Below are 18,401 nucleotides of genomic sequence, written 5' to 3' on the forward strand. Positions count from 1 at the left end.
GAAACACAAGCGCTGGATAGTGAATTTAAATTCTATAGAGGCCAGCTTCAGCTAATTGACCCTGATAGTGGTGATAACACTCAGTTTGTTTTTAGCGGGAAGTATTTAGGCCAAGGGTTTGAGCCTGGTCACCTTGATGTTTGGCCTAATGGCACTTATCAATTCAGATTAGAAGCTGTTACCAATCGTCATGCGGACGATCTCATTGGTAGCCTACATGCTGGCGAGTCGATGGAGCTCCCCTACGAAATCGAAACCAATGATGGTCAAAAGCTCACCATTATGGTGAAGGTGACCGGTGAAGATAACCAAGCAAAAATTGAAGTAACGCCCTACTCCAGCCTCAATAATCATGTTTACGAAGATCACACTTCCTTTGGCAATACCACTAATCAGCTCAGCAGTGGCGGCACGTTACACGTGATTGACCCCGATCACGACCAAGCCGGTTTTATTGCACAAACCATCACCACCGCCGAAGGTGGTCGGTTCAATATCAACGCAAAGGGCCATTGGTCATACGATATTGACAATGATAAAGTCCAACATTTAGGCGCAGGGGAAAGCTTCCAGCAAACCTTTACCGTTGAATCTATTGATGGCAGTGCTAAAAAAGATATCACAGTGACCGTTCATGGCACCAATGATGCGCCAATTGCCTCGGCTGAAGTGCGTTTAGCGAATGGCTTAGAAGATAGCAAAATTGTCCTCACCCCAGCACTGCTACTTGCTAACACAACTGATATCGATGATAACGATATTGGCAAATTATCCATTGAGAACCTACACGCCGACCATGGTTCGATATTAATTAATGGCGATGGCACCTTTACCTTTACGCCAGAAAAAGACTATAACGGCGATGTCCATTTTAGCTATGACGTCAAAGATGCCCACGGTGGTGTGACCCACACCGGTGCATCAACAACACTCTCGGCAGTTGGCGATGCTGCGATCTTCGCCGGAGATAAAAGCGGTCAAATAACAGAAGATCGCCACGTACAAGGTGATGCCCAACATACGATATTTGTCACTGGCGTGTTGAATGTTATCGATCCTGATGCCGGTGAAGATCATTTTTACGACACTCGTAATGCCCATGCGATCAGTGATCCCTATGGCGGTCATCTGACCATTGGAAAAGCCGGTGATTGGGCTTATTCGGTTCCCAATGCCAATATTCAGCACTTAGCGGCAGGGCAAGTCGAGCAGGTTCAATATGAAGTAACGACCGCTGGTGGTGATAAACAAATTATTACCATCAATGTGCATGGCACTAATGATAAACCAACAGTTTCTGAAGTTATCGCAGGTGCACATAACATTGATGAAGATGCTGCAAATGCGACCTCTGGGCAAATTATTATCAGCGATGTTGATCATAGCGATCAACATTCTGTCAGTATTGATAGCCAACATCAGCCACAGTATGGTTCTGTTACCTATAATAGCAATACACAAACTTGGGTCTACACACTTAATAACAGCAATAGCCATGTTAATGCTTTAAATAATGGTGAACAATTGACCGATAAGTTTTCTCTATTAGTCGATGATGGACACGGGGGCATTACAACTCAAGAAGTTGAAATGCGCATTGATGGACACAGCGATGTTCCACCAATGCCAACCCTAGTTGCCCCTGCAAAAATTACCGGCAGTGCAGGCAATCAGGACCTGCATGCCTCAATCGGAATTCCTCCAATTATTCACCAAGGAACGCCTACGCCAATGACAGGCTGGGGAATATCAGATCACCACGGACACTCTCTCACTGCATTACACGGTCAATTTGGTACTTTGCATGTCAATCCTGCAACCGGAGAGTTGAGTTACGATTACCAACAAACTTCATCAGGCGTCGTTAAGACACATACAGGAGGCTCTTACGGTAGTGGTACAGACGAAACCGACTCGTTTGTTTTAACCCTAGGAGGCGATCAAAACTCACAAGTCGCGGTGCACCTACATTTGCACTCGCAATCCGTCCATGGAAACAGCGGACATCACATTGACCAAACCACACTAACTGGCATGGATTTATCGCCAATCGCTCCATCACCTCCTCCAGCACCCGGCATGAGCCATGCGGATGAACCGGATGCATCTTTCAGCACCCCTGATGAAGTTACTCTTAATTTTGATGAGGTGACGGCAAACCTAGAACATACAGCGATAGGCGAACACGAACAGCGTTCTGGTGCCCATGCTTACCTAGACGCTCTGGGTATTAATGCTGACTCGCCGTCTATAGATTCACCGTCACACAATGTACCAGTAGCGCATGATATCGATATCATTTTCAGTGATGCCGAGAGTGCTTATGGGGCTGAGCAAACTGACGATGGTATGAGTGATGGGCTGTCTCACCATACCGATAACCCATCTATTGATGATTCTTTACACCATCATAATGACGTTGACGGACTGCCTGACATAGACCCAAATAACTAGAACATCACCCCTTCGGTTAGATAAAAAAAGGAGCACGGCATGTGCTCCTTTTTTATGCAAGCCAGAGTGGAGGACTTTACCTCTCTCCAAACGCCACGCTAACATTGGTATAAATCGGTTTCCATAAGTATTGGAACACCGACTTCTCGCCAGTTGTGATGTCTACTTCACCCGTCATACCCGGCAGTATGGAAAAGCTTTCAGGGTTATCACGGAAGTAAGGCGTATCAACCGACACTACAACTTCATAATAGATCTCGCCACGTTCGCTTTGACTTGTGGTCGGTGAAATACTCTCTACCGCCCCTTTTAAAGCCCCAAAGCGGCTGTAATCAAACGCATCAATCTTGACTCGAGTGGGCTGCCCAACACTCACAAAACCAATATCTCTTGGGGACAAACGTGCTTTGAAGTCAGCGTTCCCTCCGACAGGCACAATTTCAACTACCGTGCCACCCGGCTGAATAACACCACCATCCTGCGTGCTTGGTATGCTTTGCACCAAGCCTTGTAGCGGTGACACTAACATAGTGTTCGTCAATTTAGCTTGGCTTGAACGAACTCTAGCATTCAATGCTGATAAGTCAGATACGGCTTTAGAACGATCATCGCTCACTTTAGCTTTCGCCTCCGCCAGAAGCTGTATGATTTTTTGGTCATTACTGTCAGCTTGTCTAATCAATACCGACTTCTTACCACGAGCTTCTTCGATTTTCTGTTCGATACTGGCCAATTTTTGTCGCATTTCAAGCACACGTAAACGTGAAATGTTACCCGCTTTGTAACCCTTCTCCAGTATGTTCAACTCTTGCTTAGTCGCATTTAACTCTTTCTCATAACTCGGCAAGGCCTTTTCTACGCTACGAAGCTGCTCTGCAATTTGCTCGCTCTCTTTCTCAAGCACCACACGCTTTTGGAAGTAGAGGGCTTTTTGCGCGTTCAGCTGCGCTTTTTGTTGGCTGACGATCTCTGGGTAATCGACCTCGAACTCAGCAAGGTTTGGCTCACGTTGTTCAAGAAGCGCATTCATACGTTCTACACTGGCTAGAAGCGTCACTTGTTGGGACTTTAGCTCTTCAAGGGCGGTACGCTGGAAAGTGGCATCAAACTCAACAAGCGGCTGGCCTTTCTCGACAAGCTGTCCTTCTTTAACGAGAATTTGCTTTAACTTACCGCCAATCGCGCTTTGTAATACTTGCTTCTCGCCTTCTGGAATCACAGCACCTTTGGCTTTGGCGATTTCATCAACTTGAGTGACTACAGACCAAGTGGCAAAAGCAATAACACATAAGGCAACCGACCATGTGGCCAGCGCCAATGTACGAGCCGTATTTTGTGATTCAACAAGTTCACCGTAGCGCTTGCCCTTCTCGATAGATTGTTTAGTCATTAGCGACTCCTTGCTTAGACTTTGATTGTTCTTGTTGGGCTGCATTTTGTTGAGCAGACGCCTCTTGAGTTGACGGCTGTAGCTCTTGAGATAACGGTTGCTCAGATAACAGCGGTTCTTGAGAAGTTTGAGGCTCTGAAGGCTGTTCCTGCTTCGAAGACTGCTCCGGCTCTAATGGACCGGCATAAACCACTGCACCTTCATTTAATACCACCACTTTATCGGCAAGCTTGATTAAATCCGGATCGTGGGACGTGTAAATCACCGTTGCTTTTCCTTTTTTCGACTGCACAAATTCACCAAATATACGTTTAGCATTTGGGTGAGCATCAGGCACAGGATTATCCATTAAGAACATTGGGTAGTCATAAACCAGCGCTTTCGCGTCAATGAGGATCTGCGCGACGCTGCCAGACAACATGTCAAAAAGGCTGTCCGGCTGAATACTGCTGATGGAAGTATCGAGCCCACCTGATAATGTCTCGAACCAACGCTTTCCGCCGACCATTTCAATTGCAGAGATCATTTTCTGATCTTCGACTTTGTGACCGTCGTTTAGCCACTCTCGAATACTCAGCGTAAGCAAATCAGGATATGCCGCTCGAATGAAACACCAGTGGCGATAGAGCTGCGGGTCGTATTGAACGAGGTTAACGCCTTCAAGCTCGACCATACCATTTTGGATAGGCTGCAAACCAGACAGTACTTCGATCAATGTTGATTTACCGCTCCCAGAAGGGCCAGTAATCGCAACAATTTCACCCGCTTCAATATCAAAGCTCACACCATTCAAAGCGGGGCGACTCTGTTTAGGATAACGCAGTGTCACTTGGTCTAATTTCAAGTTAGGCGCTACCACAGGTAACGGGTGATGCTGGTAACTGAATTCACGCTCGGACGGCTGAGACAAGATACGGTTCACTTGCAATTTGGATTGATTAAAGCTGTTAAAACGCATCGCACTGTTTGCCAACACCTGAGCGGGACCCGTCACTTTAGATATCAACATCATTGAAGCAATCAAACCACCAGGGGTCATCACTTGTTCAAAAATAAGTCCTATGCCTAACCCCATCACCGCGAGTGTCGAGCCCACACCAATGAAATAGTAAATCGAGGTGTACCGACTCTGGAGAACCGATTGATTAAAGGTCACTGTTGAAGCAAGAAGATTGGCCTTTTTGAAGCGTTGAATCCAGTGCTCTGAGAATCCAGCACTGCGAATAAAGGCGAGTTTGGATGACAGTTCATTGGTCATGTTTTGACGATTCGTACCTGCCACTGTCGATTGCATTGAGCGCTTACTGCTAGAGCGTATCGAACGTTTTGCTAGCAAGTAATAAAGGATTAAAGAGACGACTGGAACCAGCACCAACCATCCGCCTAAAACACCTATCGCAAGTACAAAAATAAGAATGAATGGCAGATCAAACAGCGCATTTCCTAATGGCCCCGATAGCACACCTGAAATACGCTCTGACAACATCACTTGGTTTTGCTGACTAGAAGAAGCTGTTTGCTGATTTTGAGCATAGCTATTACGAAGCAGACGCTGCACGAGGGATTGAGAAATCTCACGACTTACTCGGTTCGAAACTGAAGCAAACACTCGGCTACGTAATGTTCTCAACCAACCCATCATCACAAACAACAACGCCGCGCCAATGGCGATACCTTGCAACTCATGCCCTGCATCACCACCAATCACATGGTCATAAATCGACATCGTGATGAAAGGAACGGCAAGCGCAAATAAGTTAGTGATAAAGCTGACTAGCAGTAATTTAGGAATAATGGGGCGAAACGCATGTAGTCGTTCGCCAACCCAATCAGGAGAAGCCTTCTCTAGCGGTGGTCCTTCGATAACAATACAAAACTGAGGGACATCGGTAATGTCGTCATTGGCATTAAAGGCAACAAATTGCTTGGATTCTAAATGACCAGAGACCAGCTCATGTTCACCAAGTACCAGTAAGACCAATTTATGTTCACCAACGTCATCTAGGTTGGCAACCAAGCGATAAGGCAGTGCAAGCCTGTCGAACAAGGCAAACATATCGTCGATTGATTCAATGCCATTTTCATCGACCCATTGATGTGCGAACAACTGGATATTAGCATTAACTTCCAACTGCTTAAGAACGGAAAGGCTCTCGGTTTCTAAATGATTCATCACCTCTTGTCGACCGCTGGTATCTGCACGGTTGTTCGTACCTGAAGGGTTACCAATATCTAAACGATTCATACGACGGCCTCCTGATTGCTCTCGCTGTCGACCGTAATAGCTCGACTTTCCACTGTAATGATTCGATTAGCAAATTCGCGAAGCTTCGAATGGTAGCTCACCATCAGTATCGTGCGTCCTGCCGTTACTTCTTCTTCCAACACCTTAGCTAGATTCCCAAGGGCGTCTAAATCAAGTGAAGAATCCGGCCTTTCCAACATGATTATGGGTTTATCACTTGCCAATTGAGCCGCGATATTGAGCATTTTCACGTTACCCATACTCAACAAAGAAGCACTCGTATGGCCAATTTGTGTCTCGAGCCCATCGGGTAATCGAGTAATCTCTTTGGTTAAACCCAAACGCTTTGCATAGTCACTGGCGCTTTGCGTTTTCTCAGGGTCAAACCCGCACAAGTTGTCGAGAATAGTACCCGACACCAACTGCCCTTTAACGCCACAGTAGGCCACAATATTGGTTACGGATGCGATTGAAACTGCAGCTCCGTTAATGAAGCACTCACCCGCTTTCAGATCATCAATACCTGCAATCGACGACAATAAATGACTGTTGGTGTGGCGATCTTCACTCTCTAACAATACCAACTCACCTTTATTCAAGGTGACATCTGCATGAGAGAGTTCACCATATCTTTCAACGGTCGCTTGCTTGATTTCCAACGTCTCAAAGTCAGATAAGTGGTTCTCGGCTTGCTCAGAATCTGAAGAATCCGATAGTGATAAGTCACTCAATTTTTCTATTGCCTGATTGGCACTGTGTATTGAATTAAGCTTGATTCGAACTCCCACTAAAGCACTTAAAGGTGCAACCGCTCTGCCCGATAAGATAGAACATGCCGCCAATCCACCTGTGGTTAACTGGCCATCCAACACCCATAAGCTGCCAGTAATCACGAGTAAAACTGACGTGGCTAATGCGGCAAGCTGAATACACTCTTGAGCGAAGGCATTCTGTTCCTCTTCTCTCGCTTTAGACTGAGAACGAACATTATTGAGGGATTTAAATTGATTGAAGATTCGAGACTCAACGGCCTGGCGTTTGATTCCTTGAATGGTTTGGCTTAGCAAAATTAAAAACGCTTTTCGCTCCTGCTCATCTTGGGAAGCTTCTTCACTTAGACTTTTAACGCGAATAGAAGATAACCAAACGATTCCGAGAGTAATCAGCCAAACTGCCAAAGGTATCGCCACCAGCTCACCGCCGATGTAAGCCACCAAGCCCAAGAAGATCAAGGCAAAAGGCAAATCAATAAAGCCTGCAATCACACCACCAGAATACCAATCTTTGACTTTGGATACAGAACCAAGCCCCTCTTCCACGCCGCCAACACCAATTTGGCGGAGATGGCCTGATGAAGCCGTTGTTACTCTTTCAACCAAGGTTTGATAGGTCGCTTTCTCGGTATTGCTGGCCGCGGCTGACAAAAGCCAAGTACGCACAAACCGGATCAATGCTTCCATGGCAACAGCCAACGCTGCACCCGCCAACAACAAAGTGGCAGTACCGTAACTTTGGTTAGGTAAAATACGATCGTAAATTTGTAAAACCGTTAACGGAACGGCGAGAGAGAGAAGATTTATGAGTAAAGAAGGCAGTAGGACTTTCCCCACCACCCCTTTGTTTTTCATTGAACTTGCGGGCATACACAATCCTTATCCATGCTTATGAAATAAGATTGGTACACCATGTTGAGTATTGCAAGGTAACGGACTGATTTAACGTGTTTTTCAATATAAATATGACACAGATCTTTCTACACAAATCTGTGGCTATACCCGTACCTTAAAAACGCTCCTTACAAACGCTCGTTACAAGTGCTCGTTACAAGTGCTCCTTACAAACAATTGTCGTAATCCGTTATCGCCTGCTTTAACTTTGAAAAGTCTGAGTTACATAAATACGGTTTCAGCGCTTCAAATTTATCTGAGGGCCACTCGTATATTTTGAATGACATGAGTTCGTCAATAACGGACTCATCAAAGCGGTGTTTAACGACTTTAGCTGGAGAACCACCGACAATGCTGTATGGAGCGACGTCTTTAGTCACCACACTATTCGCTGCAACCACAGCGCCTTCGCCAATCGTCACACCGGGCATCACCATCGCTCTCATGCCTAACCACACCCCATCTTCAATGTGAGTGTCACCTTTGCCAATGTAGGCATCGTCGATTACATCCATAAATGGATACAGCGAAAACCAATCAACTCTGTGGGTATGGTTGCCACCCATTAAAATCACAACCTCTGCGCCAATGCAGACATAATCGCCGATATGGAGTTCGTCGATTTCCCATCGAGGCTCCCACTGGCGGCTGACTTCGTCGCCATGTAAATAACGGACGACAGATTGCTCGAACCCATTATCCCAGCAATCGCTGTAATAACTGTGTTGACCTTTTACGTGAATATTGGGGTTGGTTACGACTTCATGCAGCAACTCGAATTTGGACCAATGCTTCTTTTGCATTTTTACCTCTGAATGATCTATTAAGTTTTATTCGTTAACTATCAAAATGTTCGACGATGCAAATCCAAGGTGCACAAACTAACGCCCTATAAACACAGGGTTCACTGGGATGAATAGTGAGTATCACGCTTAAATCATAGCAATATCGCTAAAACTAAAGAGACGTCAGTGGATTCGAGGTTGCTTAAGAAGAGGAAGTAGTTTCAAAGTTTGCTCAGTTTTTATCGATAACTTGGTTGGATAATTTACAGGCGTAGTGTAACTGTTTAGTCGCGCCAATTTGACAGGAAGATGTGATTAATAAGGTTTCAAATTTCGTTTCGTGGAATACGGAATGAACAAGAGCCTGCGCGATTACACAGGCTCAAACTTAGACTCAGCTATAAACTTCGGAGCTCGCTTGGAGCTGGGCTCAGCGACTACATGCGTGCAAGCTGTACTTTTCTGTCTTTATTCACCACGCAGAAGTTACCGCGCTTAGTACGACACTTAGAGCATCGTTCGCATTCAACAGGGCTTCTATCCCCTTCCTTCCAACGCTTCACTAAATGGGGTTCAGAAAGCAGCGGTCTTGAAAGCGCGAAGTACTCAATGCCCGTGTTGTTTGCAATCGCTTCGATAGCATCAAAATCCGTTAGACCACCAACCGTGATCACTGGGATATTAACGTCTTGGCTAATCGCGTGACCATACTCATGGAAGTAGCCTTCAGCTTGAATGGTAAAACCATCGTGCGACTCGCCAATCATAGTGTCTGCTTTGCCATGAATATTGCCTGACACGACAATGCCATCCACACCCACTTGTTCAAGCTTTTTACAGACAATACGTGTTTCCTCAAAGGTGACGCCACCTTCAAAAAACTCGGATGCCGTGAGCTTAACCAAGATAGGGAAATCATCACCCACCAGCTTACGTGTCGCGGTATAGATCTCTAACAAAAATCTCATGCGGTTTTCTAAGCTACCGCCGTATTCATCTTCACGTTGGTTGTAATAAGGGCTTAAGAACTGATTAATCAGGTAAGTGTGAGCGGCATGAATTTCAACGCCATCAAAGCCTGACTTTTGTGCTCTCAAAGACGCTTGAGCAAACGCATCAACAATGTAGTCGATCTCGTCTGTGGTCATCGCTTTACCTAGTGTTTGAGTGCCTTTTTCTGGAACCTCACTTGGTGCGTAGATCACTCGTTCGCCAAGATCATGCGTGGTTTTGGTGCCACCATAAGCTAATTGCATCACGATTTTAGAGTCGTTGTCGTGCACCAGTTGAGTCAGCTTTTGATACTCTTCAATGAATGAGTCGTTATACATACCCATCATGCCTGCATTCGGCTTTTCTTCTTCAACAATGTTCGCGTAGCCCGTCACGATCAGGCCGACTTCACCTTGAGCCAACTCTTCATAGATAGCGTACAGTTTATCTGTCATATGCCCATCTTCGGTGGCCATATTTTCCCACGTTGCACTTCTCATGAAGCGATTCTTTAGTGTCATCTTGCCAATGTGGGTTTCTGTAAACAAAGTGCTCAAGTGTCTTCCTCTCAAAATCGTGTTACGCAAGTTACCCATTAAGCATGGGCACTGATTCAGGCGGATACTACAGAGAATAAGGCAACGAAAACTTAATCTAGATTAAGAGAGCGGCACTCTCATGTGAGAAAGATATAGAAAGCATCAAAAAGAGATAAAAAAGATTGGAGAAATGGTAACAAAAGAAAGTCGCTAAGTTTTAATAAGCGACTTTGTTCAATTTAATCTGGACTAAGTCAATGGTTCTTACGAGAGGTGTCCACCTGCGAATTTCTGCCTGCTAACAGTTATTTGAACTCATAGGTGTAAGACGCGCCAACACTGTTATTTTCACCGAAATCGTCCTCAGCAAAAATAGTGAAGAAGTTGAATGATTGAGCGTCACTCAACTTGTAGCTAGCACCGACGCCTGCCCAATACCCTGAATAATCATCAGACCCCATTGAACCGCCACCGAAGCCCATGATAGACCATTCATCCGTAATCGTTTTTAAACCAAACGCACCAATGTAGCCACCGTGTGTTGAACTCGGCATCAATACATAATCAGAGCCAACGTTATCATCATCGAAAACCGCCACTTCGCCATCATTATAACTGTAGCCAGCCATAGGGAAGATTTGCCAACCGAACGGCTCAATGTCGAAATAACTCAGTGGTATAAACGTACCAATACTGTAGTTGTTCTTATAAGCATCGTTGTCGTATTCAGAGCGGCTAAAGTTGAAATTGACGATCCCCATAGGCAACAACCATGAACCGCCTACTCGCCACTCTTCACCGTCAGCATTAACACGAGCGTTGATCATTCGCGCTTCATCAAGCCCAATAGACCCAGAGAACTGCAGATCTTCGTTATAAGCAACGCCAGCTTTGGTTACAATTTTAGTCGGATCATCAGGGTGCTTCTCTTCAGCAAAAGCACCCGTTGAAAATAAAGACACTAAAGTAATGATTAGTAGATTACGTAATGTCATTAGAAGGTCGCGCTAACACCAACAAAGTGGATACGGCCATCGAATGAACCATTCAACAGATTAACTTGACCAAATCGACCATATCGATCCATCTTAACTGAACCCAAATCAGCGTATTCATAGAACACATCAATTAAGATGTCGTCCCAGTAGGTAGATGCGCCAACTGAGTAGCGGTACTGTTCACCCACAGGAAGGTCAACCCATTGCATTGACGGATCGTCTTGCGGAGAAGTTTCGTAAGAGAAGCCAGCTTTCAAACGCCAGTCTGAATTCAATTGATAATCCGCACCTACCGCAAATTTCCAAACGTCATCCCAGTCACGCTCAATCGGAACACCATTAATTGGACTTCCTGCTATTCCAAAATCAAGAACGGTTGTATCCCATTCACTCCAACGGTGGAACTGAATACTAGCAAGCAGGTCAAGTTGAGAGTTCAAAGCATAGCTCGCACTGACATCGATGATTTCAGGTAAAGCAATATCAGTTGATAATGAATTCAATACGCCTTGGTTAATAACGCCATTTACATCATTGTTAAACTCATGCTCTAGCTTAGAACGGTAACTTGCGCCCAGCTTAAGTTTATTTGTCGGTGTGTACATTACGCCAAGGTTATAGCCGTATGCCCAGTCAGTATCTTGCTTCGCAGTAAGCATTGACGTTGTTTGTTTGAATGCAGCCCAACTGAATTGCACACCCGCGCCTACTGACCATTGGTCATTCAGCTTATAACTCAGTGATGGGTTCACTTGCATTGCAGTAAGAGTGATATCTTCTAGAAGTGCAGCACCCGCCCAATCACTGCCGTAATCAAGGCTAGAGCCGCCAACAGCGCCAAGCGCGATACCAAGGTGTAATTTGTCTGTGACTTGATGAGCGTGGAAGGCACCAAATGACGGCATTACGGAATGAGCTTTACCATCTGGATTACCACCGTTATCTTGATACTTCATTTCAAGATCGAATGCCATGGTGTTGATGGTCGTTTTGCTTTCGCCCATGTGAGACATAGTGGCAGGGTTTGTCCACATCGCCGCTGCAGATCGAGTGTAAACACCATCACCAGCGCCAGTAGTACCAGCGTTGGCAACGACAGCTTCTTGCAAAAACAGGCCACTTGCGAATGCATTTAAGCTCGTAAAAATTGCAGTGGCAGCTAGAGAGTAAGTAAAAGTTTTGTTCATCAGAGCGCTCATTTAGCCTTAGACATTAAATTGCTCTAAGGTTACCGCAAAGCTCAATAAACAAAGGGAATATCCATTATTCCTGTACAAGCGCTATTTAAACTTTCTGGCGACGTAAGGGCGTGGTTTGTCTCGATGAATTTCACGTTGAGCAGCAATCGCCCTGTTCTTACCTAACCCAACCTTTATCTGATACCAAGTTTCGCAGAATACAGCCATGCCCGGGCTTGACCACCAAGTCTTGTTGTAGAGCTTCTTGTTAGCAGCGACGACATCTGGCGACCGATTCGCACACTCAAGTGCCAACGCATAGGCTTCAGCGTAAGGATCTTCGGCAATCTTGGTCACCAACCCATATTCTTTAGCGGTTTCACAGTCGATCACTTTGGCCGTCATCGCCATTTCAAGGGTGTGATCTTTACGCATCAGCTCTCTAAAAGCGATAGCGCCTCCCATGTCTGGAATCAGACCCCACTTTGCTTCCAATATAGAGAAGTTCGCATCCGGGCTAGCAATTCTAAAATCACCCCCACTGACCAATTGCAGGCCGCCTCCCCAACAACGACCATGAATCGCAAAAATGACAGGGCATGGAATATCTCGCCAACCCAATGAAAAGCGTTGTGCAGCGTTAGGCAATGTCGGTAGCCATTTAAACAAGAGCTTCATCGCCCCAGATTTACTGGTTAATAGGGACTTAACATCAAGCCCTGAACAAAAATCAGAACCCTCACCTTTTACTATTACGGCACGAATCTCGGTGTTCTTTTTCAGCTGAGTCACCATGTTATTCACGCCTTGAAACATTGCCATATCAATAGCATTGAGCTTATCGGGTCGATTCAACACAACCGTCGCAATTTGGTTTTTATCGATAGAACAAGTAATACGATCGAGGTTTGGCATGGTGGCTACCTTATCAGTGGTCAGACCTTTAGGTTATACATTTTATTAACATATGCCAAACTTGCACATTAAGAAGCGAGACCTGTGTTGCTTAACGTCTTTCCCTTTACACAAACGACATCAACAAAAAAGCAGTGATGGATCGCTCCATTCACTGCTTTTCATCCGTAGCTTTTATCGCCAATGGCTTTGATTGCCAGTAGCTTTGATTAGCAATGGCTTTCGGTCATGAGCAAAACCTATGTTCTTCGAGATTTCAGTAGCAAGAAGATAAAGTAGCTGCCAGCAATAATGGAAACTAACGTCCCTGCCGCAAGCTGCGCTCGGAACACTACCACTTACCCTAAGCAGTCAGAAAATAGCATATATTCTGGTAACTTAAACCAAAGCGCTGAACATTAAAAAGGCCACTGAAATTCATCATTTCAATGGCCTTCTCGTTCCTACTAGCCAGGCAGCTAGCTAATTACCTAAGCAACTAACTGAGCTGAGACTCTCTCGCTTCTTGGCTACTGAAACCACGCAAAATGTTAAACAGGGTAATCAATGTGAACAGCATGATAACGAGCGATAAATGCCACGCTTCCCCTAACCCTAACTGAACCAGGCCCATACTCACCATTGAAGACACCACCATCTGCCCGCCACCAGACATCGCAGCCGCCGCGCCAGCGTTCTTCTTATAAGGCAACATCACTAACGCCTGAGCACAAGGTAACGCAATACCATTACCAAGGATCATCAAGAACTGGCCAAGCATGAGATACAAAGGTTCGAGTGGACAGAAGAACAGCCACAAGGCCGCAGCAACGTGCAATACAGGAGTGCATAACAGAGTTTTCTTGTTGCCCAGCATAGGGCGAATACGGTTACATAAGCTTGTTCCGCCAAGCATGCCTAATGCAGGAATCACCGCCCACATCGCGTATTCATCTGATGTCATGCCAATCTGATTTTGCATGATAAACGGCATCACTGACACAGTAGTGATCATCAAGCTAAAGTTAAGCCAACCGATACTCGCAAAGCTCATAAAATAACGAGAAGTGAGTAGCTCTTTATATTGAGAAACCATTCTCTTAGGCGAAGGGATCGCCGAAACCTGAGTGACGGTTTCCTTAAATTTGAACGCTAACACCACCCAAGCTAATGAGACATAGCCAAGTAGCGAGATAAACACCATGCTCCAGCCAAAATGGAAGTTAATGAATCCACCGATAACGGGCGCGATCAAAGGTGTTATAGACGCAACCATAGCAATGTAAGACATCGCCAAAGGCAAGTCTGCCCCACTGAATCTGTCTCGCGTAGAAGCACGAGCAAGTACCGCGCAACAACCGGTTCCTAAGCCTTGCAGGAATCGCCCCATCACCATGCTAGTAAACGAATGGCTGAAGAAGATGATCATCAATAACCCAAGCATGGCAATCAACAAACCGCTTAGCAGTACCTTCTTGCGTCCCAAAGCATCGGAAATAGGGCCATAAATAAACTGGGAAGGGCCAAAGCCTAATAAATACACACTCACCAAAAGCTGGGCTTGCTCTAGCGAGACATCAAAATCTTTTGCGATCCAAGGCAAAGAAGGAAACACCAAGCCCATACTGAGCTGCCCGATACTGATGACCAAGCACGCAAGTAAGATCGATTTAAAATCAAATCCACGACTCATCGTTTAATAGGTCCGTTCGAAGAAAAATCGTGCGTATCTAACTCACAACATAAAAACTGAGAAAATAGCGAAAATGCTGCTGGTGAGTTGTTCATAATGCTCCGACGGGATCAAATAGAGAAAGGCACAGTAAACATACGTGAGCTTGTATAATCATACAATAGGCGTTCAACTAAATATGTGAATAGTCACTTTTCAGCAACCTCGGCTTTCCGCCAATCGGTCACAAGCGCTAGACTAACACTAGATGCTCATAATCAAGGGATTTCAATGAACACTCATCACCGTATTTTTTCATGTGCTTTGGCACTGCTTGCCTCTGGTCCTATAACGTCAGCCTTTGCATGGCAGGCAGAGAAGATCACCGACGGACTCGTGATCCCTTGGGGACTGGCTTATGTCAACGATAAGTCCATGTTAGTCACAGAAAAATCAGGCGTCATTAAACATGTCGATTTAAAAACAGGCAATCAAAACACACTGTTCAGGCTGCCCAATGTATGGGCGAAAGGCCAAGGTGGATTATTGGATATCGCACTCTCCCCTTTTGAAAACGGAAAGTTCTACGTCACTTACAGTAAAGACGTCGATGGTGAAGGCGTAACGACACTGGCTTTTGCTAATTACAGCAATAATGAAGTCACCAATTGGACAGATGTGTTTGTATCTAAATCTAGAACGGACACCGGACGTCACTTTGGTAGCCGTATCACCTTTGATGATAGCCACCTGTATTTTTCAATCGGCGACCGTGGTGATCGAGACAACGGCCAAGACACCATGACTCACGCCGGATCAATATTACGACTGAATGCCGATGGAAGCACACCAAGCGATAACCCATTCACGGATAACAACAAAGTGCTCAATGAAATTTGGAGCTTTGGCCATCGTAATCCACAAGGTCTGTATTACGATTTCCCGACTCAAAAGCTTTGGTCGATTGAACACGGCCCTCGCGGTGGTGATGAAATTAACCTAATAAAAGCGGGTGCCAACTATGGGTGGCCTGTCACCTCACACGGAAAAGAGTATTGGGGCCCTATCAGCGTTGGCGAATCGGAAACCAAAGATGGTATTGAAGCGCCAAAAAAAGTCTATGTTCCTTCAATCGCTCCGGGCAGTTTGATTGTTTACCAAGGAGACAAATACCCAGAGCTGAAAGGCAAACTGCTGGCTGGCGCACTAAAACTTACTCACATCAATATTGTGACAGTCAATGAACAAGGTGAGGCAATCGAGGAAGAACGCATTTTAGAGGACTTGGGCGAAAGGATAAGAGACATCGAAACTTCACCAAACGGAGACATCTTCTTCAGCACTGATAATGGCAACCTGTACCGCTTGAAAAAGTAGCCGAGACCTCGTTCAAGTAAAGGCACTTACCTTACAACGACATTTATAAATATAAGCTGTTAAAAGTGGGCTCAACGCCCAGTTAGCGGCTTTAAATTTGCAAAAATGAATGCGCTAAAACAGTGCATTTACTCCAAATTCGTCATCAATTTCGACCACCTTTTTCACAAAAACTACAACAAATCACCATACAACTGTAACTCCATGATATTTAAGGAATGCAAAGTTTGACTACCCCCAAGTTTCTGCAACCTTTCCCTATGTATTCGATTGACTATCCCCTGATTTGATTTAGACTCGTTCCCGGCTAGAAAGAAAGTTCTTTGTATATAAACATTTCGTTGGATTACTAGTAACCCCGTTGTGTTGTACGCAATAGCAATAAACTTTTCCGCGCTATCAGTGCCACAATTGGCTCAAAATAAAAATTTAATTTTAGGATATCATCATGTCTAACACAGTTACTGGTACAGTAAAATGGTTCAACGAAACTAAAGGCTTCGGCTTCATTCAACAAGAAAACGGCCCAGACGTATTCGCACACTTCTCTGCTATCACTGGCGACGGTTTCAAAACTCTTGCTGAAGGCCAAAAAGTTGAGTTCGTAGTATCTCAAGGTCAAAAAGGCCCACAAGCTGACAGCATCAAAGTACTTTAATTTAGTATTTTAAAGCTTTCTAAAAATAGCCAGCCTCTGCTGGCTATTTTTTTACCCGCTATTCAGAGATTTAAGGTAATATTCCCCTTCACTATTTCTACCTAAGACACCCTCTCAATGGCTCTTAAACCGACAATCTATAAGTTTCGTATCTCTTTAACCGATATGAATCGCGACTATTACGACTCTTTCAATCTAACGGTTGCACAACACCCTTCTGAAACAGAACAGCGAATGATGGCTCGAATCATGGCTTTCTGTATCAATGCATCTCCTGAACTTGAGTTCACTAAAGGATTGTCTAGCATTGAAGAACCCGATTTATGGCAGAAGTCGTTAGACGATCAAATCCTAGAATGGGTCGATGTGGGCGAACCCGATCCAGAGCGTGTTAAGAAGGCAACTCGCCTATCTAAATCAGTACGCGTATTCAGCTTCAACACTAAATCAAACGTTTGGTGGGAGCAGAACAAAGGTAAATTCGGCTACCTAAAAGCTCAGATCGTTCGTCTAGACAACGATGGTATTGAGCAGCTAGCGGCGATGACACAACGTACGATGGATCTTTCAGTCATGCTGACGGGTAACTCTGCTTTCATTAACAGCGATACTCAATCGGCAGAAGTAACGTGGGAAGAGCTACAGAGTAATGACTGAGCGTCCAACCCCGAATAATTCGCAAACAGCAGCTAGCCAGCTAGAAGAAGCCAAGCAACAAGCCGACGCGCAGCAAGAAATCAAAGCTAAACAACAAGCTAGAACCAAGCTTCACCAGTGTTTAAAAGAAGCAGGTTTAGGTTCAGTCAAAGCGCTCTCGACAGGCTACGAGAAAGAGCTGTCGTCATTTATTGATGAAAACCACGCTTTGTTTAAACACGCTTGCGAGAACAAGCCGGAGAACTCTGCACGTCAGACGTTGCTTGGCTTGCTAACCAAGGAACATATCGATGCAAGCTATCGCTTTGAAAGCAATAAAGAAGCGAATGAGGCGATGCAAAATGTATTCGATAATACAGTGGGAACTGAGCACAGCGACAAGTTTCAAAACTCTAACGCTCAACAGTTAAAACTAGTCACGCATTTGTGGTTGTTCATTCAAGGACGACTAGGAATGGATTACAGCCTAGCCAATGATCACGCAGCTGTAGCCGCTACGCTATTGTCTCGTATATCGAGAAGCAGTGATGATGAGATTCGCGTAGAGTTCATGGCCAGTTTTTACGATGGTTTGAACATCTATCAAGCCGAGAACAAGCCATCAGGTATTGTTCACCACTTAAAGCGTTTGTTTAACCTTTCTTAAGCACTCCCACCAGCGACTGATTCTAGTTACGCTCTATATGCTTTCAACAAACGTTAAGATATAGAGCGTGCTTTTTCTGCTTGGCCGCAACAGATTCCCTATTACGTTCATTCTTCACTTTAGGGAATAACAGCATTCTCAGCCATTACAGTTGACTTCATTACAGGCGTAAAAAAGCCCCGCATAAAGCGAGGCTTAGAATATATTTCAATGAATGTCCCGTCCTGAAATGTATCCGCCCCATGAAC

At 45.0% G+C, this 18,401-nt stretch carries 14 protein-coding genes; 5 read left to right on the top strand and 9 right to left on the bottom strand.

Annotated elements, in window-relative coordinates:
* Window positions 1–2,454: VCBS domain-containing protein (locus AB4167_RS03085; protein ID WP_372136113.1), on the top strand; the 2,454-nt coding region annotated here is incomplete at its 5' end.
* Window positions 2,455–2,530: 76 nt separating this feature from the next.
* Here AB4167_RS03085 and AB4167_RS03090 read toward each other — a convergent pair.
* The 9 genes from AB4167_RS03090 to AB4167_RS03130 all read right to left on the bottom strand — a co-directional run bounded on the left by AB4167_RS03090 (window position 2,531) and on the right by AB4167_RS03130 (window position 14,836).
* Window positions 2,531–3,844, bottom strand: a complete 1,314-nt coding sequence (locus tag AB4167_RS03090; protein WP_017061737.1) for an HlyD family type I secretion periplasmic adaptor subunit — start codon at window positions 3,842–3,844, stop codon at window positions 2,531–2,533.
* Window positions 3,837–6,089 carry an ABC transporter transmembrane domain-containing protein gene (locus tag AB4167_RS03095; protein ID WP_372136114.1) on the bottom strand — a complete coding sequence of 751 codons (2,253 nt, stop codon included), beginning with the start codon at window positions 6,087–6,089 and terminating at the stop codon, window positions 3,837–3,839. Before AB4167_RS03095 ends, AB4167_RS03090 begins: the two co-directional genes overlap by 8 nt.
* Window positions 6,086–7,732, bottom strand: a complete 1,647-nt coding sequence (locus tag AB4167_RS03100) for an ABC transporter transmembrane domain-containing protein (protein WP_372136115.1) — start codon at window positions 7,730–7,732, stop codon at window positions 6,086–6,088. Before AB4167_RS03100 ends, AB4167_RS03095 begins: the two co-directional genes overlap by 4 nt.
* A gap of 191 nt (window positions 7,733–7,923) precedes the next feature.
* Window positions 7,924–8,559, bottom strand: a complete 636-nt coding sequence (locus AB4167_RS03105; protein ID WP_136982819.1) for a CatB-related O-acetyltransferase — start codon at window positions 8,557–8,559, stop codon at window positions 7,924–7,926.
* Between the two features lie 419 nt (window positions 8,560–8,978).
* Entirely contained in the window at window positions 8,979–10,091 is a 1,113-nt protein-coding gene (locus tag AB4167_RS03110) for an NADH:flavin oxidoreductase (protein WP_136982818.1), read from the bottom strand.
* Window positions 10,092–10,378: 287 nt separating this feature from the next.
* The gene (locus AB4167_RS03115; protein ID WP_017061732.1) at window positions 10,379–11,068 is read right to left on the bottom strand and encodes a hypothetical protein; all 690 of its coding nucleotides are present in this window, start codon (window positions 11,066–11,068) and stop codon (window positions 10,379–10,381) included.
* Window positions 11,068–12,258: an OmpP1/FadL family transporter gene (locus tag AB4167_RS03120; protein ID WP_372136116.1), complete on the bottom strand. Its 1,191-nt coding sequence runs from the start codon at window positions 12,256–12,258 to the stop codon at window positions 11,068–11,070. Before AB4167_RS03120 ends, AB4167_RS03115 begins: the two co-directional genes overlap by 1 nt.
* Window positions 12,259–12,351: 93 nt before the next feature.
* A complete protein-coding gene (locus tag AB4167_RS03125) occupies window positions 12,352–13,164 on the bottom strand; it encodes a crotonase/enoyl-CoA hydratase family protein (RefSeq protein WP_017061730.1) in 813 nt (270 codons plus the stop codon).
* Window positions 13,165–13,642: 478 nt separating this feature from the next.
* Window positions 13,643–14,836, bottom strand: a complete 1,194-nt coding sequence (locus tag AB4167_RS03130) for a multidrug effflux MFS transporter (protein WP_017068235.1) — start codon at window positions 14,834–14,836, stop codon at window positions 13,643–13,645.
* 270 nt (window positions 14,837–15,106) lie between these two features.
* On the opposite strand from AB4167_RS03130, the gene AB4167_RS03135 reads away from it, so the two are divergent.
* From AB4167_RS03135 to AB4167_RS03150, 4 genes are all read left to right on the top strand, one after another.
* Entirely contained in the window at window positions 15,107–16,192 is a 1,086-nt protein-coding gene (locus AB4167_RS03135) for a PQQ-dependent sugar dehydrogenase (protein ID WP_136982816.1), read from the top strand.
* Between the two features lie 448 nt (window positions 16,193–16,640).
* Complete coding sequence (locus AB4167_RS03140; RefSeq protein WP_010430417.1) at window positions 16,641–16,850, top strand: cold-shock protein; 210 nt, start codon at window positions 16,641–16,643, stop codon at window positions 16,848–16,850.
* Window positions 16,851–16,967: 117 nt separating this feature from the next.
* Window positions 16,968–17,507: a YaeQ family protein gene (locus AB4167_RS03145; RefSeq protein WP_017061727.1), complete on the top strand. Its 540-nt coding sequence runs from the start codon at window positions 16,968–16,970 to the stop codon at window positions 17,505–17,507.
* The gene (locus AB4167_RS03150; RefSeq protein WP_240799242.1) at window positions 17,500–18,153 is read left to right on the top strand and encodes a hypothetical protein; all 654 of its coding nucleotides are present in this window, start codon (window positions 17,500–17,502) and stop codon (window positions 18,151–18,153) included. Before AB4167_RS03145 ends, AB4167_RS03150 begins: the two co-directional genes overlap by 8 nt.
* Window positions 18,154–18,401: the final 248 nt, after the last annotated feature.

It is taken from the genome of Vibrio sp. 10N.286.49.E11, assembly GCF_041469505.1.
Lineage (GTDB): Bacteria > Pseudomonadota > Gammaproteobacteria > Enterobacterales > Vibrionaceae > Vibrio > Vibrio crassostreae_C.